This window comes from Streptococcus hepaticus, assembly GCF_043656315.1.
Classification (GTDB): Bacteria; Bacillota; Bacilli; order Lactobacillales; family Streptococcaceae; genus Streptococcus; species Streptococcus hepaticus.
In genome coordinates this window covers 48,677-67,900 of sequence record NZ_JBINIY010000008.1, presented here as the reverse complement: position 1 = coordinate 67,900, position 19,224 = coordinate 48,677, and the positions used below count along the sequence as shown (strand labels likewise).

Below are 19,224 nucleotides of genomic sequence, written 5' to 3'. Positions count from 1 at the left end.
TTTGAAATAATTGTTTTTAGATATTATTAAGATGTGATATAATCAAAGTACAGAAAAGTTAAGACGGTGGCTCTTATTTCTGAAAGGTGGTGGTGCTTATGAAAGTAGGTGCTAAAATCCAAAGAGAAAGGAGCAAGTGTTGTCGGTTTACGAGACAATACAACTCATGCTTGGGTTTGGTAGTTTTTTACTATCACTCATTGGTTTGATGGTTGTTATCGTAAAAATGAGCAATAAAAAATAACCGTCTCAACTTTGGTAGGTTAACGGTTATTTTTTAACAGTTATTTTGCCACCGTCTTAAACGGTTCTGCAAGGGGTAGTTGTTTCCGCAACTGCCCTTTTTTCTATTTCTATTATATCTTAATGTGAAAACTTAGTCAAAGAAATTGTGAGGAATAGATGAAAAGTAGAATAGTAGACGGTAAGTATTTGAAAAAGTTACGAAAAGATAAAATTAGGGTCAGACAAAAAGTATTTGCAGAGATGGTTGGGGTTTCTGTTGATGCAATTAAATCTTATGAATCGAATAGACGGATGTTGACGGTTGAAAAGTTCCTTGATATAAAAAGTAAGCTTGGATATTCGAATCATGAATCAGAAAGACTGGAAATACTGATTGACTATCTGAGAATTACGTTTAAGGATGTACGTGACCTTGACTATTTCACTACTGAATATTTATATTGTCCTTTATCTGATTTCACTAGTGAAGAAACAAAATTGATGATGTATACTCACTTGTGGAAACGTGGTGATATTTGGATATTTGACTATGCAGATAAAACATTGACAGATAATTATCAGATTACAATTCAATTATCTGGAGCAGGTTGTCGTCAGATGGAATTGATTTTGGAGCGTGATGGTATCACGTGGGCTGAGTTATTGCAGAAGATGGTTTATGAACGGCAAGATATGCAGGTTAGACGCTTGGATATTGCAATGGATGAACTGTATCGTGGAATTGGCAATGAAAATGAACAAATTAACCTTTCAGATTTGATTGTAAAGTTGTATTCTAAAGAATTGTATTACGAAAAGATGCGAAGCTGGAATAGTGTTGATGGTGGGCGCTTGGATGGAAGTGAAAATCAAGGTTTGTCAATCTATTTTGGTAGTCGTCAATCAAGTATGTATTTTAACTTTTATGAGAAACGTTATGAATTGGCTCGTAAAGAAAAAATATCGGTTTCGGAATCTTTGGGCGTTTTCGGAGTATGGAATCGGTATGAGATACGCTTGTCCGATGAAAAATCACAAGCGGTTGTTGAAGAGTTTGTAAATGGAGTTGATTTAGCTGAGATTGCACGTGGCTTGATAAATAGTCGTTTGGAAGTCTTTGATGGAACTAATGCTTATGGAGCATATTTACCTGATGAAAAATGGCAACGGCTTTTTGGTGGTGTTGAACCATTGAAATTATCTATCAAACCTGAACCGTATAATATTGAAGATACGGTTAAGTGGCTGGTCTATCAAGTGTCAGATAGCTTAGCGCTTATTGATGAAGCGGATAAGATATTGAATACAGCTTATATCAAAATGATAATGCAGTCAGGAGAAATTACAGAAAAATCACGAAAAATTTTAGATTCGTTGATTAGCAGTAAGCGTGATTATGATGCGGTCTACTGTTAAGGAAATTGAAAGTTATTTGGCACAACGATTACAAGTTATGCCTTTGATTATTGAAGATGTGGTATCGAAGTTGCCTGATAGTTACTTTTATATGCCTGAAATAAAAAGGGGTGATGAATATGTACAATTAAGAAGAGATATTAGTCTGATGCAGTCAAAAATGGTTTCGTCCGTTTATCGGTCAGATGAAAATATCAGAAAAAAACATAAGAATTTAGTAAAAGAGTATCAAAATGCTCTTTTTTTGTTGTCTCAAAATAAGCGAAAAAGTTTAATTGAAGAATTGAAATCGGAAAACCTAGAAATGCAATGTGCCTGTATGATTTCACTTATCAATGAATATAGGTTATTGCCAAGACTAAGGGAATACCGATAGCGAGGAGTAAACGAATGGAAATTATTTTAGTTGGTCGTGACTATGCTCGTTCTGATGAATGTAGATTTTACACATTAGATTCAGAAGGCGAATATCTTGATAATGACTTGACTTATAGTGAAGTTTGTCAAATCATGCATAAGAAGTTAGAAGAAGCAGTAGATGAAGGCTACATTGATAAAGATTCAGCATTTGATATTGAAGATGATATGTTTGCCTTTAATCAATTTATGGAAAATTTGTAAAAAAGTAGTTGTAAAAAGAAAGTAGGAATTAAAAATGAATGAAGAAAAGAAAGCAACAATTAAAGCAGTAAAATCAGTAGCCCAAGAATTTGGGGAACATTTACAGAATCGCCGTTGGGATGAAGCCTTTGAATCAGGTGGTCGTTTGAATACATTGCTAAAAACTGAAGAAGTCAAGGAATTGACGGATGCGGAAAAGGAAAAAGAAGGAATTCATGTCATTCAAGAAAATCTTCGTAAATATTTCTTTTGGTCAGGTGAATTACGTAAGGCTGAAGGTGCATTGGTTGCCAAAGGCAAGAATATTTTGAGTGCATTGTAAAGGAGGCTAATATGTCATTAGAAATTTATGCAGTTGTGCGAGATTTGGTTTCAGGTAAACAAGCAGGCTTTGACTTTCCGATTTCAGAAGAAAACGTTTTGGAACGTTTGGGTTTAAATACGGAAGCGAAATGTGAGTTAGTAATTACTGAATCAAGTCTACCTGATATTTTAGGCATTAGTCCTTCTTTTGATGTAGTGAATGATTTTGCGGAATTGACTGAAGATGTGGAAGCAAATCTTGTAAAAGCAGTGTCAGAAGTTATGGGTTACAAAGCCTATGATTTTGTTAGGGAAGATTTTAATTTTGATGATTGTTCTCTTTTTTATGATGTTAATACTCATAGGGAACTTGGGGAATATTGGATTGAAGAATCTGGTTTTGAGAATCTAAGTAAAGATACACTTGAACAATATTTTGATTGTGAATCTTACGGTCGTGATATTGATATTGAAAATCAAGGTGGTTTTACAGATTATGGCTATTTAAGTATCAATTAAAGAAATATGGAACAATTTGATGTAAAAAATAAGCGTTATGTAAGATTGATGTCTGGAGAAAGTAGACTATCTATAGATGATTTGTATAAGGATAGATTGCGTATTTTAGGGGTGAAATACATTGGATATGGGAATTATGAAATTTTTGATTATTCCTATTATGATGCTCTGAAAAAGACAGGTCACGTTGCGAATTTAGCAAATATGGTGTCATTGCATAATGCTTTGTTAGAAGTAAGATAAGCGTGGAGGGTTCGCCCTCCTTTTTTTGATAGGTGTATAATGCAGGCAAAAATAAGATTGTATGAAAAAGGTCAAGGATATACCTTACCGAAACCAGTTGACTTGTTGAAATTTGATGAAAATGCAATTCGTGAGCGATTGGTTGACTATGGATATTCCTATGATGCTGAATTGAGTGTTGTAGAATTTGTGGATTGGGAAGTCGTTCGGACTATGCCCTTGCGTGATGCGTACTTATTAAAGGTAGTGTTGGAGAAAGGGTATGACGGGGATGAATCGGTCTTGGTCTATATGCTTAAATCTCCTAAATATACTTTGGATGATTGCATATTTGAGTTGTTCAAATATGAAGGGAATACAGAAGAAAGTCTATTGGCAATGTTGCTTAGAAACGAGTTGACAAGAAGTCGTACCAAATCTTTCATAAATGACCTAGTTTCTTCCTTAGTAGAAGAGAAGGAGATGTTACAAACACCAAAAGGCTTCTATAGCCGATTGGTCTGATAGAAAGGTGAATAATGTCTAAGGAAAACAAAATTTCTTTCCTGAAGAAGCGAAAGAAAAAATATATTCATGAAATGAAAGTCATTGACCAAAAAAAGATGAATCGCTATTTTGCGATTGGAACAGTTGTGTTTATGACACTTTGTGGATTGACGGTTGTTAGTAGTTTTGCAAGAAATACTACAGATAGTGGTAAGCAAGCGAAAGTCGAAACGGTTGTAAAAAAGACAGATACCGTTGATAATCGCCTGCAAGTTTTCATTGAAAATTATATTTCAGCATATTTCAATTTCTCTGTGAAAGATATTGATTCTTACAATGAGAAATTGAATAAGTTTTATAATTTTGTTCCTGAAACAAAAAATCAAGGTCAAGTAAAAGTAGATACTAAGCTGGTATCTTACCGCTTGGAACAGATTTCTGAAACGGAAGCAAAATATCGTGTGACCTATGAAACAGAAGGTCAGAAATTGACGGTGTTGTTCGGTGTTCCTTATGGTGGTAAAGAAGGTAAGTATTATGTATCAGGCTTGCCATACTATCAAGCAGTAGTGAATTTCAAAGCTGAAGAAGTGGATAAGAAAGAAGCCTTATCATTATCAGCTAGTGATGATGTGTCGGAAGAGGACAGAAAGACTTTAGAGGACTTTTTGAAGCTCTTCTTTACGAACTACACTACAAGTCAAGAAAATCTTGATATTGTTTCTAAGGGTGTGAGAACTATTAACGGAGCAGAATTTAAGTCACTTGACTATACCTACTTTAAGATTAGTAAGGTTCAAGTGAAAGCATATGTACAGGCTACATTTGCGATTGCTGGAACAACACATAGTGAAAACTTCACATTTGATATTACAGAGAAAGAAGATGGAACTTTCTTTGTCAATAAATTGGAATATAAGATTCCATCAGACTTTGCAAAATGAGAAAGATAATGAGGTAAAAATTTATGCAGAACATTTGGAATTGGTTTGTTAGTGATATTGGAGTTTGGTGTATCGTTGGCTTTGCGAGCTGGAAGGCTATTGAATCTGTACGTGAACAGAAAATTGGTAAAGCGATTGGAGCGATTGCGATTGGTGCATTTGCCTACTATTTTGTGAAAAATCCTGAAACTGTGCTGAATTGGGGTTCTTCAATTATTGGTAAATTCTTCGGAAAATAGGTGAAAAAATGAGTGAAGCAGGAAAAAGAGTAGATAAGAAGTTGTATTCATATAAGGAAGCACTTAGTCAGCCTGTATGGGTTCAGAAAATTACAGAACGATTTTCGTTTACGAATCCTATTCGGTTGTCGGCTTTTGTTTACTTCTTCCTGTTTTTTGGTTTGTTTTGGTTTTTGCTAGAAGCGCTGGTTGGGTTCTTTTCAATGGGTCTGCGTGGAGTGCTATCGGTATTCTTTTCGTTGCAGTTAACTATTTTTGTAAATGGACTGGTCATTGATGGTAAGGCAATTTTGCCTTATGTAAGAGATTATCTGTCCTTTTATCTTGTACATGGGATAAACGCAGGAAAGGTCTACATTAACAAAGGTCAAATCTATGTTAAACCAAAAAATCAAATCAGAATTAAAAAGGTGAAAAAATGAGTATCACAAAGTATCTTGGAATTGATAATCAAGTCCGAATGGGGAATATTTGGGATATTAAAGGGAATTTAATTTTGAAGAAGGATGGTAGTGTTTTTGCCATGTATCGAATCCCTTCTAAGATTATCAATTCTGTAGATTTTGAAGCAAAAGAAGCCCTAAAGGAATTAGAATATGTCACATTAGATGGTCTAGTTTCGTATGGTGATTGTGCAATACGTAGAGTTCCTGTCAATCAGGAATTGTATGATATGTTTAAAAAGTTGTCGTTGGATATTGACTGGGAAAGTAGTGTTGCAGACCTTGCGGAAGATTTTTTGCAAAGCCAACTTGTTTATTTGGAAGAAAGTATGGTGGAAGTATATGAACAGTTGTATTTTATGATTGTTCCATTAAAATCTATCCATGTGTCAGTTGACCTAAAATCAGTTCTCTATGAAGGCTATCGTAGTGTTAGAAATACTGCTTTGTCTCTTGTTGGTTTGGATGAAGCTGTTCCTGAAAATTGGAATGAAAAATACAAAGTTCAGTTAGAAGTCTTAGAAAATACGTTGCATAGTTTGGATGCAAAGCCATTGTCTACTGATGAAACGTATTTTATCAATCGGCATCAGTATTTACGTGGCATGAAGTACGATAAGAACTTTGAAATTGAATTTGTTCAAACTTCCATTGAAAATCTAGATGAAGTGAATATTGAATTTGAAAATGTCAATATCATGAAATTGAGCAATTTGAATGAAGAACGCTATCTAGCATTTATCCCAGTAGAAAAGCTTCCTCAAAATATGTCTTATTTGCATCTAGAAGAAGAAATTCAAAATATTGGTTTTCCAGTAGAGTCGGACTACTTGTTCAATTTTTCAAATTTGAAAAAATTCAACTCGGTTCTTGACCGTGCGAAACGTGCAAGGTTACGGTTGAAAAACACGGTTGAAGAATCGGATGAAAGTGGTTCTGTTCAAAAAGGCTCGGTTTTACGAAGTCTTTTTCTTTTGGAAGATGTTCAGGAGCAGATTGATGAAGGTGAAGCAATGGTCAATTACATTCATACGAATGTGATTACTGCTTCTACGATTGATGAATTGAAGAACAAATATGAAATTCTGTTTTCTCGATTGAAGTCTTTGAATGTGGAAGTTGTTCGTGCGAATGCTGACCAGTTGTATTTATTCTATAAAAATATGATTGGTGAAGTGTTAGAAAATAGCGATAAGAATTTCTTGCAAACAATGACATTGAAAGCTTTCGTAGAAAATCTGTTCTTTATCAATCGAAAGGTTGGAACGGATGTAGGCTTCTATATTGGTCGTGTGGATAATCAAATGGCTAGTTGGCAAGGGAATTTTAAAGACGCAATTGCGTCTAGTACCAATCCTGTATATGTGAATCTGTTGCAGGCTAACAAGTTGAAAGTTGCTGGCAAAGTAACAAGCAATCCCCACGTAGCCATCATTGGTGAAACTGGGACTGGTAAATCCTTTTTGACGAAGTTATTATTCACTTGTCATAGTTTTTTGAAAACGAAAATTTTATACATTGACCCTAAAGCTGAAATGCGAAAGCAGTATCACAAAGTGTTGGAAAAACATAAGAAGGCAGGAACGAATGTACCGTTACAACGGTATATTGAAGGTATTAAGTTTGTCACGTTAGATGCGAAAAATCCTGAAAACTATGGAGCATTAGACCCAATCGTATTCTTGAAAGGACAAGAAGCTACTGATTTGGCAGATTCTATGATTGATTCCTTGCTTGGTAAGGATAACAATCCATTGGTTCAAGCAGGCTATTTGGAAGCTATAGAGACAGTTCTAAAAGAACGTGCTGAAGGAAAGAAGGTTGGTATGAACCATGTCTTTTCTAAGATGCAAGAAAGTGTAGAGAAGGAAGTTGTCAATGCAGGTAAATTGCTAGAACGAATTGTGAAAAATTCGATTCTTTCCTTGTGTTTCTCTGATGGTCAAAATGAATCGATTCAACTGGATAACAAAGTTACGGTATTGGAAATTACTGGACTTGATTTGCCAAAAGTAGATAATTCAGTTCAAGAATTGACAAAGAGTCAGAAAAAGTCCTTGACAGTCATGTATGCACTTGGTTATTTCTGTAAACGGTTTGGAGAGATGGATAGGACTGAAGAAACTATCCTATTCTTTGATGAAGCGTGGTTCTTCAATTCTACAGCAGTAGGAAAAACAATTCTGAAGGAATTGAAACGGATTGGTCGTTCCTTCAATAATTTTATGGTCTATATTACTCAATCAGTCAAGGATTTGGAAAGTAACGAAGATTCAACAGGATTCGGTACTGTTTTTGCGTTCTTGGAAAAAACTGAAATTGATGAAGTCCTTGATTATTTGAAGGTGACTAAGACAGATGAAACACGAGAATGGTTGTCAAACATGACTATGGCTCAATGTATTTTCTATGATACCTTTGGTCGAAAGGAACGAATTACAGTTGATGGTATGGAGGCTGATATTATTGAATTGTTTGATACAGTAGAAACTAAACTTAAGTCGGTCAGTTAGGAGGGAGAAAATGAAGAAAAGGTGGATGAAAATACGGTTCACGTTTTTCAATTTATTGTTGGTATTCTCTCCTCTTACGATTTTTGCGGATGAAAAGATGAAAGCTTCTGAAGTATTTAAAAATAAGATTACTTTTGAAGAAGGCATGGAGTATTTAGACCGATTTACAAGTAAAGTTTGGGTTAATAAGGGTTTTCTTGGGTTAGATGGTACAACTATCTATCTAATCAATTCCTTTGTACAAGGTATCTTTTGGATTTCTAAGACGATAGTATATGTTGCTGGTTCGATTTATGGGATTTTGGCAAATAATGAAGATTTAGATAACTATGTTGATACTGCCTTAGCGGTAGGGGCTGGTGTCTACAAAGGACTGTATACTAACTTTGCAGGCATGGCAGGAACATTGATGGGTCTTTGGTTAGCTTATATTTTCTTTGTAAAAAATGGAAAATTTGGAGCAACCTTATTGAGGATATTCCTCGTGTTTGCTTGCTCAATCGCTATGTTTTCTACTTACAAGGGAAAATATGCCCTACGTCATATCTATGATGGCATTAATACAGTTGTAAGCGAAGTCTCTACCAAGTCTTTAGCTAGTATGAATAAGTTGTACAATGAAGGTTCTCAAAATAATTCTAAATTGGCAGGAAATGTAAGCAATTCTTCAGCAGCGGTTTTGGATAAATATTTTGAAGTTGCCGTATGGACACCATATCAGTATATGAACTCAACCTATAGACTGAGAAATGATGGTAGTGGGGTTGATTTCGACTTAACAGATTCCCAATTCAAGTCTTTGTTAGACTATGATTCAGGGAATAATGATTTTGAAGTTGAAGGTAAGGAAAAGATAGGAGTTGTTGTCGGTGAACCTGAAAATTTGAAAAAACCAATGCTTTCAGCTTCTTGGGGGAAGAAATTTACTTATGCGATTACCTCACTGTTTGATGCTTTAGTATTAGGTGCGATTCTTGCAGGTATCTCCATTACTGCTTTCAGCTTGAAGTTGATTGTATTGGCATTACTCATGTTAGGTGGATTCATTGCAATTTTAGGGATGATTCCATCATTTGAAAATATCATGTATAACTTCTATAAGAAAATGGGTGGCTATCTTGTAATATCAGGACTGTTACAGGTTGTTGCTATCTTTGTATTATGGGTCTATGATATTTTGACAACGGTTTTAAATGGTCTATTTGTAGGCAATCCTTTAATTGTAGCGTTTTTGAAATGTGTCGTGATTTTCTTGACATATAAGAAACGTGATGCCTTAGCTGGTATTTTTACAGGTAACAGAATGACACGATTATCAAATAACGTGACAAGAAGGATTGATAGAGCAGGTAGAAATATGACACGCAAGGCTTCTCAAAAGGCAGTTGGTCGTATGAAGCAGGCTAGTACCGTTGCAAATCAATTTGGCAGAGGAGCGACTGTTATTGCTGGTCGAAAAGTTGGTTCTGCACTAGGGAATAAAGTTCGTCATTTTAAACCATTGGCAGATAAGGAGAGTAAGACTAATCTTTATAAAGAAGGGGTTAAAGATGTTGGTCGGAAGATGAAATCTGTTGGACACAAGACTGCTGGAACGTTCAGAAATATTCGTGCTGAAGGAGTGAAGAATAAGTCAAGTTTGACTTATAAGAATGTCAAAACAAAAGCAAATAGGAATATGAAGCTTGCCAAGGAAAATGCGGAAAAATCGTTAGGATTCCGCCAACGGAAGCATAATTTGGAAACGAAGCAACGATTAAAATTAAATCGTGAAAAACGTAAATCTATTAAGCCTACTCTAAAAAGTGGAAAAGTTAAGGTTAATAAGTCAGTTGAGCCAGTAAAATCAATTAGACCTGATCGTCAGGATTCTATTATTGTCAAAGATGAAAAAGGCCAAGATTCATTGAATCCATTTGTGATTAAGGAAGATAAGAAGCCAAAATTTAGGAGAAAATAAATGAAAAAAATCATTAAGTCACTTTTACTTTCATTTAGTGGATTTTTTCTAACAATTTTTCTATTTTGTATATTCTTGTTGTTTGCTTCTAATTTATCTTCTGTCAGTCGTTCATCAGAAACGGTAGATGGTATTGAGTATGTGGAACATTGGACAACTGATGACCCATATACTCATAATTTACTGGCTCATAGGTATGGTATTACTGCTGAACAGATAGATGGTTATTTAGCGACTACTGGTATCAATTATGATAAGTCACGTATCAATGGTAAATTGTTGTTGACGTGGGAAAAATCATCTGGCTTAGATGTACGTGCTATTGTAGCAATAGCCATCATGGAATCTTCTTTGGGTACTGCTGGTGTAGCAACTAAGGCAGGAGCCAATATGTTTGGTTATGGTGCTTATGATTCAAATCCTGACCATGCGACCAATTTTAATGATGAATCTGCGGTGACTGGTTTAACGACTGTTACGATTATTCAAAATAAGAATACTACTTTTAAGATTCAAGATGAAAAAGCAAAATTGCATTCACTTGGTTTGTTAAATGTAACGCTACAAGGTGGCGTCTATTTTACTGATACGAGTGGTTCGGGGAAAAAACGTGCTGAAGTGATGGAACGTATGGATTCCTATATTGATGCACATGGTGGAACTCCTAAACCACCAAAAACTACTACAGGCGAATTTGCCCTTGGTAGCGGTACAATAGCATCTTCTTGGGATTTTCCAGTAGAATATACAGGCAAATTGAAATATAATCAACCGACACAAAGAGCAATGACGACACAAGCAGGCAGTGGTTATCCTGTTGGTCAATGTACTTGGTATGTTTATAACCGATTAACCGAAATCGGAATGATAACAGAAGCTGATGGTTATGGTTATCTTGGTAATGGTCAAGATTGGGTTGGAAGTCTGATGGCTAGAGGTTGGAAACGAATTGATAGACCAGTAGCTGGAGCTGTAGTATCCATGGCATATGGTGAATACGGTCATGTAGCGTTTATTGAGCACGTAAATGAAGATGGCTCATTTTTACTTAGCGAGTGTAATTATGCAGGAAACCAATCACAGGTTCATTTTCAAGTAACTACTCATCAGGCGAATTTTAGCTATGCAATTAGGAAATAGGAATATAATATGATAGAATAGAAAGGAGAAAAAATGGGAGAATATTCTATTATGGATATTGTTACAATAGTAAGTTTGGTTGGTGGAGTTACTGCGTTTATTGGTGCGATTGCTAGTATTATAGCTTCTGTACAAAAAATCGGTAGAGATACAAAATCTATTACGGACAACATAGACCATAAATATGATTCGTTGTCAAAAGAGCACGCTTCATTATCAAAAGAGCACGCTTCATTATCAAAAGAGCACACTTCGTTATCAAAAGAACATGATTCTATTAAAAAAGATACAGAATATATCTCTAATGAGATGAGATATGAAAAAATGGCACGTGAAAAACTATATGAAAATAGTTCTCGTGCAAAAGAGATATTGGAAACAATGGATATGATGAAAGAAGTTGTTTTACAAAATGCGAAGTTGAATGAAGAAAATGCTATTTTAAAGGTTCAGAATCAAGAACTAACGCAAACCAAAAATAATAGTGGTGGGAAGAAACTTCTTAATGTGATTGATAGGTTTGACCGAAAGCTATCTGAATTTGAAGAATATCGTGATACTGAAGAAATTCAAAGAATATTAGCTAAAATCAGAAATGAACTGTCAGAATATGATAGATAATTATTTTGTAAGAAACAAGTCAGAAATGGCTTGTTTTTTTATTTTTCTTATGTAGTGAGAAAGTAGGAGGGAACAATGTTATAATGTTATTGAAAATAATATTGATAGTAGGAATTTTTATAATGATAGATGGAGTAATTCAATTATTTCTTTCGCTTTCGCAGAATAAAATTTATAGAAGACTGGGGCTAGTTTTATTGATTTATTTAGTTTCATCGTCTTTAATCTTATTTCAAGAGATTCTATACAATGATAGAGCTTTAGGGATATTAGGTTTTATTAGTCTTTTTTTTAGCGCTGAAAATGGAACGTTACTTAGATTTTCATATGAAGTTAATTTTTGGAGTGTTGTTTTTAGTCAGATATTCCTATTTGTTATTATAATGTTGTCGTTTAAATGGTTATCTAATAAATTTTTATATGATTTATGTGTTATTTATGTGAATAAAACTGCTGATATAATTGAAATAAAAATCAAAGAGAATGAAACGTTACGATTTACGGTTAAATATTCAGATTTTAAACTATCAGTTCTGTTTATCCTCTCTTTTGATATTTTAGTACAGTTGTGTATTGTATATTTCTGGATTTATTCAAATAAGCTATCAGTAATGTATTTGAATATAATTATCTTTATCGTTTTACTTACCGTATATTCTTCTATCTATTTTTATTTCTTTTTAAATAAGTATGTGAAAGAATTTTTTGTACAAAATATGTTCAATGATGTAGAGAAATATAGTGTTTTGCATGATATTTTCAAGCAATATATTTTGTATAAAGAAGTAAAGATGAATTTTGAAGATTATAATTTAGATATCAAACAGGCTATTGAGTTAGGAATAATCATTCCTATAGAAAAAATTAGTTATAAAGATTTCAAAGAATTAGGGAGCATTAAAGTTTATGTAAATGAGGAATCTGTTAAGTCGTACAAATTAAAAATGATTAATATATGAAATGATTAGGAAGATAGTCTCATATACAAGTCAGAACTGGCTTGTTTTTATTTTTATAATTAACAAGGAAAGGAAAAAAACAAAATGAATAAAAGAAAAGTTTTAAGTTTAATGTTGGTATCAGGAATGGTTTTATCTGTATCAAGTGCTGCATTTGCAGATGAATTGGTGGATACAAGTACGGAAGCTGTGGCTTCTTCTACAGTTGATTCAGGTGGAAACAATTTAGGGGATAATACGAATACAGTACCGTCTACTGATAATAATAATTCGGATTTGGTAAATACAGATGATACACCTGCACCATCTACAGTTGATTCAGGTGGGAATAATTTGGGAGACAGTGCTAATACAGTACCGTCTACTGATAATAATAATTCGGAGTTGGTGAATACTGTAGATGTTGCTAAGCCATCTACTGAATCATCCGTAGAGCCTTCAACTGACAATCTGGGCGATAAAGGAAATACAGTACCATCTATTGACAATAGTTCAGCAGGAATTGTTACAGAACCTAAACAAGATGATAAACTAAAAAAGGAAGAAAAGAAAGCTGATGTGGCTGGTGAGCCAGTAAAACAATCAGATACTAAACCTAAAGAAGAACCAGTTATTACGAATCCAATCATTACACCAGTTGAGACAAAAACAGGTGATACGATTGTCGGAACGCAAAATGGTGAAGTATTGGTTCAAAAGGTAGATGGTTCTACTCAATTACAAAAGGCTGAAACGGTTGGTGGTCAATTACAGGCTGATGGTACGATTAAGGTGCAAGATAAAGAAGGGAAAATGAAAACTCTTCCTCACACTGGTGAAAAGGAATCAGGAATGATGTTAGCGCTTGGAGTAGTCATTCTTGGCTTCTTGGGTTATTGGAAATTTGGAGTTCAAATCAAAGAATGGTTCAAGAAGTTCAAAAAATAGGGTTATTGAAAAGCACTTGCCAATGATGGTAGGTGCTTTGTTTTTAATTAAAAAGAGGTAAAAAATGGATAATACTTTTGGCGAACGTCTAAAGAAACTAAGAAAACAAAAAGGAGGGTGCATGCTATTCAACGAAAACTTAAAACAAAAAAGACTTGAAAGAGGTCTCACTCAGCAAGAGGTTGCTGATATTTTAGGAGTATTTCAAGGCTCATATGCTAACTGGGAAAAAGGTAACAGAGAGCCCAATTTTGACAATCTTATCAAATTAGCAGAAATATTTTACGTAACAACGGATGAATTGTTAGGTTATAAGGTGAAGAAGTAAGATAAGGGGTTAAAATTACGAACGAAAACATGCATTCTTGGAATTATTTTTTGGGCTAAAAGCCGAACATAGTTTCATCTTCAGTTTGCTGATGAAGGGTTAAAAACCGAATGTTTTTAGTGGGAGGATATAGAATGAGTGAGTTATTAGACAAGAAGCAAAATAGACAAGTATTTAATATTGAAGTTCCAATTCCTGAAGATTTGATTTTAATTTCAAAAATTGAGTATGTAGAATTGTTGAATCAAAATGAGAGAGGTCAATGGTGGACGATTGATAAAGTGGTTGATTTGTTGGGAATGAGTAAGTCTAAATTGGTAAATACGATTTTATTGAATCCAAAATGGAAGCAAGAAATAGATATAGAATTAAATCCTGAAGGATTTGTTGTTTATCCTGAAACTAAAGGACAACCATATAGATTTTTAGCTACCAAAACAAGAGAATATTTTCAAACTCACTTTGCATCTATTCTACTGGATTAAGTTTTGTTATACTAAGGAGGATAAACTCCTTGATAGAAAGGAGAACTATGGCAACATATAGACAAAGAGGTAAGAAAAAAACATGGGATTATAGAATTTATGATAGTAATGGAAAGTTAATTGCGTCAAATTCAGGTTTTAGAACAAAAAAAGAAGCTGAGTATGAAGCGAATCAGATTGAACAGAGAAAAAGAGAAGGAAAAGTATTTTCGAGTAATCAAACACTTTATGACTTATGGAGTGAATGGCATAATTTAATAATTGTTCCTAGTGATTTGGGTGTATCTACTAAGAAAAAGTATGAGCAAAGGGGAAGAGTATTATTAGAATACTTTGGAAAGAAGAAGGCTAGTAAAATATCACCTAGTGAGTATCAACAATTTATAAATGAATATGGTAGTCGTGTCTTGAGAAATCAAGTATCGAGACTGAATTCTGATGTTAGACAAGCTATTAATCAAGCTAGACGAGATGGAGTTATCTTGGTTGATTTTACTGAAGGAGTAAAGCTTGTTGGCGAGAAATGCCGAAAACAACCTGAAGACAAATATATTCAAAGTATGTCTGATTATGAGCGGATGTTGGTTTATTTACGTTCAAAATTTGATTATTTAAAATCTGTGTCCTCTTATTTGTTATATTTTCTGTTTAAAACAGGAATGCGTGTTGGTGAAGCGATGGCGGTATGTTGGGAAGATATAGATTGGGAAAATAAGCTAATTTATTCATATAGAAGATATGCAGGCGAATTGAAGAAATTTGGCAAGCCAAAAACAAAATGGTCTATTCGTTACATTCCAGTGTCGGATGATGTTCTAAGTGTATTATCTTATTTAAAAAGAGTACAAGAGCAGGTGCTTTTAGAAAGAGGAATTGTTAATCACACTAATCAAGTATTCTTTGATTATCGTTATGGTGTGCCCAGTAATAGTGCGTTGAATAGATATCTAAGAAGGTGTTTGAAAGAGTTGTCTATTGAAAGTGTTATGACTGCAACTGGTACACGTCATACTTATGGAAGTTATTTATTAGCGAACGGTGTTGATATCTGGGTTGTTTCTAAAATTTTCGGTCATAAAGATATTAAGCAATTGACTGAAACGTATGGTCATTTATTAAAAGAAAAGATGGAATATGGTTTTGAACAGGTGCGTGAACTTATGGCAGTTTAAGAAAAGTAAAGTAAAATGCTAGTAAGAACAAATTTAGAACAAAACAATTTTAGATAAGCAAAAAAGCCCGACAAATCAGGCTTTTCCTCATGTTCAACAATCCTCCCTGTAGGGCTCGAACCTACGACCCATGGATTAAGAGTCCACTGCTCTACCAACTGAGCTAAGGAAGGAAATAAAAAAGCTGTATTGGTACCGGTGATCCGTGATTTGTATTGATCCCGCACGCATATAAGCAGGTGGGTAACGCGTTTCTGACTTAGTCGCTTCCGTGTGAGACGGCCTGCATACTGCCAGAAAACCTTAGTTTCCCTAGTAATACAAAAATAGTCGGTCAACACTTAGATACGGATTCGTATACCACAGCATTTCTTTTCTGTACATTTATCTTATCATAAATTTCAAAAAATTCAAGGGGAAAAATGATTTTTTGGAAACGGTATCATCTAAAAAGAGGGTAAACCCTTGTCAGCACTTGGTTTTCCAGCCTTCAAATTTTTTATTTTTTCTTGGGTCATGGCGAGGGCGCGTTCATATTTTCCAGTGTCGTTAGCGGAAAAATAGCCGGCGTTTTTAAGTTTATCTGGTAGATATTGCTGGTCTACCCATTTTTCAGGATAGGCGTGAGGGTACTTGTAGGAAATCGCATTTCCAAGCTCCTTGCTGCCAGCGTAATGGCCGTCCCGTAAGTGGCGTGGGATAGGAAGATTGCCCGACTTCCGCAAATCAGCTAGCGCTGCATCCATAGCCATATAAGCTGAGTTGGATTTAGGAGACAGGGCCAGATCAATCACAACATTAGCGATGAGAATCCGTGCTTCAGGGAATCCAATTTTCTGCGCCGCATCAAGTGCGGTAACGGTATGAATCTGTGCTTCAGGATTGGCCAGTCCAATATCTTCGTAGGCGATAACGGTTAGACGGCGAGCCAGACTTGGCAAGTCGCCCGCTTCAACCAAGCGAGCAGCGTAGTGGAGACTGGCATCTACGTCTGAGCCACGAATGGATTTTTGGAGTGCTGAGAGGACATCATAGTGACCGTCGCCGTCCTTGTCCATGGTGATATAGCTGCGCTGCAGAGAATTTTCCATGATATCAAGTGTGATATGGCGCAATCCTTCCTCGTTTTCAGGAGTAGACAGCACTGCCAAATCTAAGGAATTATAGGCTGAACGTAGGTCACCATTGGTGGCTGTGGCGATAAAGTCCAGCGCATCATCGTCTAGTTTGACAGTAAAATCAAACCCTCTGTCCTGATCATTCAGTGCTTTCAAAACGGCTGTTTTGATGTCGTCATTGGATAAGGGTTCCAACTCAAAAATTTGAAGGCGGGAGCGAATGGCTGGCGTCACGGAGAAAAATGGATTTTCAGTGGTCGCGCCAATCATGATGATATTGCCATTTTCCAGAAGAGGAAGGAGAAAATCCTGCTTGGTCTTGTCGAGACGGTGAATTTCATCGAGGAGCAGAACCAGACCGCCAGAAAATTTGGCTTCTTCAGCGATTTCTTGCAGTCGTTTTTTAGTGTCAACGGTGGCGTTAAAAGTACGGAAGGCAAACTGAGTTGTGCCTGCAATGGCTGATGCGATAGAGGTTTTTCCAATACCGGGAGGTCCATAAAGAATCATGGATGACAGGCGATTGGCCTCCACCATACGGCGGATAATTTTTCCAGGACCAACGAGATGGGTTTGTCCGATGACCTCGTCGATAGTGCGCGGGCGCATACGGAGGGCGAGATTATTTTGCATTTGATTTTCCTTTTGCTGTAATCAATTCTTGGCGAAGGGTGTCTAGTGTCATTCCAAGGAGAACAAAGGCTGCCCCGATGATTCCCATGAGTGTGACGGTTTCATGTAACAATACAACGCCGGCAACCATTGTCACAAGTGGAATGGCATAAATGTAGGTGTTTGTTTTGATAGCACCGATTCGAGCGATAGCATGGCTCCATAGGACATAACAGAGTGCGCTGCAAATCAATCCTAAAAAGATCAGATTGTGCCCATTTTCCAACGTCAGGAGTGCATGAGGGTCGACAGCTGGTTCAAAAGCGAGAAAGGGAAGGGCTAGGATTGAACCATAGAACATGACCTTTCTGGTCACAATGATTGGGCTACAGTAGTCTTGGCATTTGAGTAAAAAGAGGCTGTAAATAGACCAAGATAGGGCTGCCGCAAGCGATAAGAGGTCCCCAATTGGATTGAGTTTGAGATGGACGACCCCATTTAAAACAACCAAGATGACACCGATGAAGGATAGGAGAAAGGCAAGGATGCTTCGTAGATCAAAATCTTGTTTTTTGTACAAAAAATGCAATAAAATAGTCGTCATCAATGGCGCTGTTGTCACGAGAATACTGACATTAGACGTTTGAGTTAGTTGCAGAGCAGTATTTTCTGCAAAAAAGTAGAGAGTATTTCCAAACAAGGCCGTCAGAAAAAACTGTATTTCCTGCTTCCACTCAAAATGCCACTGGGGTTTGATTATCCAAAGAGCTACGTAGGCGATAATGCAACGAAGGACCATGAGCTGGAGTGGTGCCAAAGTTTGCATGAGGGATTTACTGAAAATAAAGGAAATGCCCCACATACAGACACAGAAGAGGGCGGATAATTCACCAATGATGGTTTCTTTTTTTGACATAATAAACTCCGAGATGGAACTCATACATGAGAATTTCCATTGATAATGGTATAATCACATTATAACGTTTTTAAAAGAGATAGTCACTTGAAAGAAAAAGTGGTGTAATGAGAAAGGACATACAGGATGTCAAAATATGGATTTTTATCAGTATTAGAAGAAGAATTAGACAAGCACCTTGACTTTGACTTTGCTATGGACTGGGACAAGAAAAACCACGCAGTGGAGGTAACCTTTGTCCTTGAAGCGCAAAATCAAGCGGAAGTGGAAACGGTGGACGATGCGGGTGAGGTGTCGGCAGAGGATATCGTCTTTGAAGACTACGTCATCTTCTACAACCCTGAAAAAACGAAATTTGATGCAGACGACTACTTAGTAGCCATTCCTTACGAACCGAAAAAAGGCTTGTCACGGGAATTTTTAGCCTATTTTGCAGAAACCTTGAACGAAGTTGCAACCGAAGGTCTCAGCGACCTCATGGACTTCCTCAGCGACGACAGTATCCCAGAGTTTGGTCTGCACTGGAATGCAGAGGCTTTTGAAAAAGGCAGAGCAGAGTTGGCGGAGATTGAGTGGCATGGGTATCCGAGGTATTAGGAGTGGGATTGTTAGAAAAGCTGACAAATTTTTCAGGAAGTAAGGTAGCCCTGCTAATGGACGACCGAATCCTCACCAGTCTCCGTGATGATATTTCAATAATCCCTCACCCCAATATGTGGGACTTGCCAGGTGGTGGTCGTGAGGGAGATGAAACCCCTTTTGAATGCTTGCGTCGAGAAGTTGAGGAAGAGTTATCGATTATTATTGAAGAAAGTGACATTATTTGGGTTAAGGTTTATCAAGGTATGGTTAATCCGGATAAATTATCAGTCTTTATGGTTGGAAAAATTAGTCAAGAACTTTATGACCAGATTATCTTTGGTGATGAGGGACAAGGGTACAAACTTATGCCTGTATCAGAGTTTTTGGAAGATGAACAAGTAATACCGCAGTTGCGGAATAGATTAAAAGATTATTTAGAAAGTGAAAATTAA

The 19,224-nt window shown here is 36.0% G+C and carries 23 protein-coding genes, 1 tRNA gene, 1 other RNA gene and 1 pseudogene; 22 read left to right on the top strand and 4 right to left on the bottom strand.

Going from position 1 to position 19,224, the window contains the following annotated elements; all coding sequences use genetic code 11:
• Positions 1-98 precede the first annotated feature (98 nt).
• From ACHUFA_RS07620 to ACHUFA_RS07525, 20 genes and pseudogenes are all read left to right on the top strand, one after another.
• Positions 99-244, top strand: a pseudogene (locus ACHUFA_RS07620) (putative holin-like toxin).
• 158 nt (positions 245-402) lie between these two features.
• Positions 403-1,641, top strand: coding sequence for a replication initiation factor domain-containing protein (locus ACHUFA_RS07615; protein ID WP_394405349.1), 1,239 nt, complete (start codon positions 403-405; stop codon positions 1,639-1,641).
• Between the two features lie 16 nt (positions 1,642-1,657).
• Complete coding sequence (locus ACHUFA_RS07610; RefSeq protein WP_394405347.1) at positions 1,658-2,017, top strand: hypothetical protein; 360 nt, start codon at positions 1,658-1,660, stop codon at positions 2,015-2,017.
• A gap of 14 nt (positions 2,018-2,031) precedes the next feature.
• Positions 2,032-2,262 carry a hypothetical protein gene (locus ACHUFA_RS07605; RefSeq protein WP_394405345.1) on the top strand — a complete coding sequence of 77 codons (231 nt, stop codon included), beginning with the start codon at positions 2,032-2,034 and terminating at the stop codon, positions 2,260-2,262.
• A gap of 34 nt (positions 2,263-2,296) precedes the next feature.
• Positions 2,297-2,584, top strand: coding sequence for a hypothetical protein (locus ACHUFA_RS07600; protein WP_222347499.1), 288 nt, complete (start codon positions 2,297-2,299; stop codon positions 2,582-2,584).
• 11 nt (positions 2,585-2,595) lie between these two features.
• Positions 2,596-3,084, top strand: coding sequence for an antirestriction protein ArdA (locus ACHUFA_RS07595; protein ID WP_394405343.1), 489 nt, complete (start codon positions 2,596-2,598; stop codon positions 3,082-3,084).
• A 6-nt stretch (positions 3,085-3,090) separates the two neighbouring features.
• Positions 3,091-3,327, top strand: coding sequence for a hypothetical protein (locus ACHUFA_RS07590; RefSeq protein ID WP_222347497.1), 237 nt, complete (start codon positions 3,091-3,093; stop codon positions 3,325-3,327).
• Between the two features lie 39 nt (positions 3,328-3,366).
• Complete coding sequence (locus ACHUFA_RS07585; RefSeq protein WP_222347496.1) at positions 3,367-3,831, top strand: hypothetical protein; 465 nt, start codon at positions 3,367-3,369, stop codon at positions 3,829-3,831.
• A 74-nt stretch (positions 3,832-3,905) separates the two neighbouring features.
• On the top strand, positions 3,906-4,757 hold the full coding sequence (locus ACHUFA_RS07580) for a conjugal transfer protein (RefSeq protein ID WP_394405340.1): 852 nt from the start codon (positions 3,906-3,908) through the stop codon (positions 4,755-4,757).
• A 23-nt stretch (positions 4,758-4,780) separates the two neighbouring features.
• The gene (locus tag ACHUFA_RS07575) at positions 4,781-4,996 is read left to right on the top strand and encodes a TcpD family membrane protein (RefSeq protein ID WP_222347494.1); all 216 of its coding nucleotides are present in this window, start codon (positions 4,781-4,783) and stop codon (positions 4,994-4,996) included.
• An 8-nt stretch (positions 4,997-5,004) separates the two neighbouring features.
• Positions 5,005-5,418: a TcpE family conjugal transfer membrane protein gene (locus tag ACHUFA_RS07570; RefSeq protein WP_394405338.1), complete on the top strand. Its 414-nt coding sequence runs from the start codon at positions 5,005-5,007 to the stop codon at positions 5,416-5,418.
• A complete protein-coding gene (locus ACHUFA_RS07565; RefSeq protein WP_394405336.1) occupies positions 5,415-7,952 on the top strand; it encodes an ATP-binding protein in 2,538 nt (845 codons plus the stop codon). The genes ACHUFA_RS07570 and ACHUFA_RS07565 overlap by 4 nt, the downstream gene beginning before the upstream one ends.
• Positions 7,953-7,962: 10 nt before the next feature.
• Complete coding sequence (locus ACHUFA_RS07560; RefSeq protein WP_394405334.1) at positions 7,963-9,912, top strand: hypothetical protein; 1,950 nt, start codon at positions 7,963-7,965, stop codon at positions 9,910-9,912.
• Between the two features lie 75 nt (positions 9,913-9,987).
• On the top strand, positions 9,988-11,052 hold the full coding sequence (locus ACHUFA_RS07555) for a CHAP domain-containing protein (RefSeq protein ID WP_394405332.1): 1,065 nt from the start codon (positions 9,988-9,990) through the stop codon (positions 11,050-11,052).
• A gap of 33 nt (positions 11,053-11,085) precedes the next feature.
• Positions 11,086-11,673: a hypothetical protein gene (locus tag ACHUFA_RS07550; RefSeq protein WP_394405331.1), complete on the top strand. Its 588-nt coding sequence runs from the start codon at positions 11,086-11,088 to the stop codon at positions 11,671-11,673.
• Positions 11,674-11,795: 122 nt separating this feature from the next.
• Positions 11,796-12,632 (top strand): hypothetical protein, encoded by an 837-nt coding sequence (locus ACHUFA_RS07545; RefSeq protein WP_394405330.1) that lies wholly within the window; start codon positions 11,796-11,798, stop codon positions 12,630-12,632.
• 84 nt (positions 12,633-12,716) lie between these two features.
• The gene (locus ACHUFA_RS07540) at positions 12,717-13,559 is read left to right on the top strand and encodes an LPXTG cell wall anchor domain-containing protein (protein ID WP_394405329.1); all 843 of its coding nucleotides are present in this window, start codon (positions 12,717-12,719) and stop codon (positions 13,557-13,559) included.
• A gap of 64 nt (positions 13,560-13,623) precedes the next feature.
• Positions 13,624-13,887, top strand: coding sequence for a helix-turn-helix domain-containing protein (locus tag ACHUFA_RS07535; protein ID WP_394405328.1), 264 nt, complete (start codon positions 13,624-13,626; stop codon positions 13,885-13,887).
• Positions 13,888-14,021: 134 nt separating this feature from the next.
• Entirely contained in the window at positions 14,022-14,372 is a 351-nt protein-coding gene (locus ACHUFA_RS07530) for a DUF771 domain-containing protein (RefSeq protein ID WP_394405327.1), read from the top strand.
• A gap of 47 nt (positions 14,373-14,419) precedes the next feature.
• Positions 14,420-15,544: a tyrosine-type recombinase/integrase gene (locus ACHUFA_RS07525; RefSeq protein ID WP_394405326.1), complete on the top strand. Its 1,125-nt coding sequence runs from the start codon at positions 14,420-14,422 to the stop codon at positions 15,542-15,544.
• Positions 15,545-15,644: 100 nt separating this feature from the next.
• On the opposite strand, the gene ACHUFA_RS07520 is transcribed toward ACHUFA_RS07525, so the two are convergent.
• From ACHUFA_RS07520 to ACHUFA_RS07505, 4 genes are all read right to left on the bottom strand, one after another.
• A tRNA-Lys gene (locus tag ACHUFA_RS07520) sits at positions 15,645-15,717 on the bottom strand.
• Between the two features lie 4 nt (positions 15,718-15,721).
• A non-coding RNA gene (ssrS, locus tag ACHUFA_RS07515) (6S RNA) lies at positions 15,722-15,916 on the bottom strand.
• A 74-nt stretch (positions 15,917-15,990) separates the two neighbouring features.
• A complete protein-coding gene (locus ACHUFA_RS07510) occupies positions 15,991-17,295 on the bottom strand; it encodes a replication-associated recombination protein A (protein WP_394405325.1) in 1,305 nt (434 codons plus the stop codon).
• The gene (locus ACHUFA_RS07505) at positions 17,285-18,190 is read right to left on the bottom strand and encodes a DMT family transporter (protein WP_394405324.1); all 906 of its coding nucleotides are present in this window, start codon (positions 18,188-18,190) and stop codon (positions 17,285-17,287) included. Before ACHUFA_RS07505 ends, ACHUFA_RS07510 begins: the two co-directional genes overlap by 11 nt.
• Before the next feature lie 126 nt (positions 18,191-18,316).
• Between ACHUFA_RS07505 and ACHUFA_RS07500 the strand changes: the two genes are divergently transcribed.
• Together ACHUFA_RS07500 and ACHUFA_RS07495 are read left to right on the top strand one after the other, a co-directional pair.
• The gene (locus tag ACHUFA_RS07500; protein WP_394405323.1) at positions 18,317-18,787 is read left to right on the top strand and encodes a DUF3013 family protein; all 471 of its coding nucleotides are present in this window, start codon (positions 18,317-18,319) and stop codon (positions 18,785-18,787) included.
• A 56-nt stretch (positions 18,788-18,843) separates the two neighbouring features.
• The gene (locus ACHUFA_RS07495) at positions 18,844-19,224 is read left to right on the top strand and encodes an NUDIX domain-containing protein (protein WP_222347631.1); all 381 of its coding nucleotides are present in this window, start codon (positions 18,844-18,846) and stop codon (positions 19,222-19,224) included.

Excerpts from the sequence above, each read along its gene's own strand:
- ACHUFA_RS07615 (WP_394405349.1), top strand. The coding sequence starts at position 403 with ATGAAAAGTAGAATAGTAGACGGTAAGTATTTGAAAAAGTTACGAAAA.
- ACHUFA_RS07605 (WP_394405345.1), top strand. The coding sequence starts at position 2,032 with ATGGAAATTATTTTAGTTGGTCGTGACTATGCTCGTTCTGATGAATGT.
- ACHUFA_RS07600 (WP_222347499.1), top strand. The coding sequence starts at position 2,297 with ATGAATGAAGAAAAGAAAGCAACAATTAAAGCAGTAAAATCAGTAGCC.
- ACHUFA_RS07595 (WP_394405343.1), top strand. The coding sequence starts at position 2,596 with ATGTCATTAGAAATTTATGCAGTTGTGCGAGATTTGGTTTCAGGTAAA.
- ACHUFA_RS07590 (WP_222347497.1), top strand. The coding sequence starts at position 3,091 with ATGGAACAATTTGATGTAAAAAATAAGCGTTATGTAAGATTGATGTCT.
- ACHUFA_RS07585 (WP_222347496.1), top strand. The coding sequence starts at position 3,367 with ATGCAGGCAAAAATAAGATTGTATGAAAAAGGTCAAGGATATACCTTA.
- ACHUFA_RS07580 (WP_394405340.1), top strand. The coding sequence starts at position 3,906 with ATGAAAGTCATTGACCAAAAAAAGATGAATCGCTATTTTGCGATTGGA.
- ACHUFA_RS07575 (WP_222347494.1), top strand. The coding sequence starts at position 4,781 with ATGCAGAACATTTGGAATTGGTTTGTTAGTGATATTGGAGTTTGGTGT.
- ACHUFA_RS07570 (WP_394405338.1), top strand. The coding sequence starts at position 5,005 with ATGAGTGAAGCAGGAAAAAGAGTAGATAAGAAGTTGTATTCATATAAG.
- ACHUFA_RS07565 (WP_394405336.1), top strand. The coding sequence starts at position 5,415 with ATGAGTATCACAAAGTATCTTGGAATTGATAATCAAGTCCGAATGGGG.
- ACHUFA_RS07560 (WP_394405334.1), top strand. The coding sequence starts at position 7,963 with ATGAAGAAAAGGTGGATGAAAATACGGTTCACGTTTTTCAATTTATTG.
- ACHUFA_RS07550 (WP_394405331.1), top strand. The coding sequence starts at position 11,086 with ATGGGAGAATATTCTATTATGGATATTGTTACAATAGTAAGTTTGGTT.
- ACHUFA_RS07545 (WP_394405330.1), top strand. The coding sequence starts at position 11,796 with ATGATAGATGGAGTAATTCAATTATTTCTTTCGCTTTCGCAGAATAAA.
- ACHUFA_RS07540 (WP_394405329.1), top strand. The coding sequence starts at position 12,717 with ATGAATAAAAGAAAAGTTTTAAGTTTAATGTTGGTATCAGGAATGGTT.
- ACHUFA_RS07535 (WP_394405328.1), top strand. The coding sequence starts at position 13,624 with ATGGATAATACTTTTGGCGAACGTCTAAAGAAACTAAGAAAACAAAAA.
- ACHUFA_RS07530 (WP_394405327.1), top strand. The coding sequence starts at position 14,022 with ATGAGTGAGTTATTAGACAAGAAGCAAAATAGACAAGTATTTAATATT.
- ACHUFA_RS07525 (WP_394405326.1), top strand. The coding sequence starts at position 14,420 with ATGGCAACATATAGACAAAGAGGTAAGAAAAAAACATGGGATTATAGA.
- ACHUFA_RS07510 (WP_394405325.1), bottom strand. The coding sequence starts at position 17,295 with ATGCAAAATAATCTCGCCCTCCGTATGCGCCCGCGCACTATCGACGAG.
- ACHUFA_RS07505 (WP_394405324.1), bottom strand. The coding sequence starts at position 18,190 with ATGTCAAAAAAAGAAACCATCATTGGTGAATTATCCGCCCTCTTCTGT.
- ACHUFA_RS07500 (WP_394405323.1), top strand. The coding sequence starts at position 18,317 with ATGTCAAAATATGGATTTTTATCAGTATTAGAAGAAGAATTAGACAAG.
- ACHUFA_RS07495 (WP_222347631.1), top strand. The coding sequence starts at position 18,844 with ATGGACGACCGAATCCTCACCAGTCTCCGTGATGATATTTCAATAATC.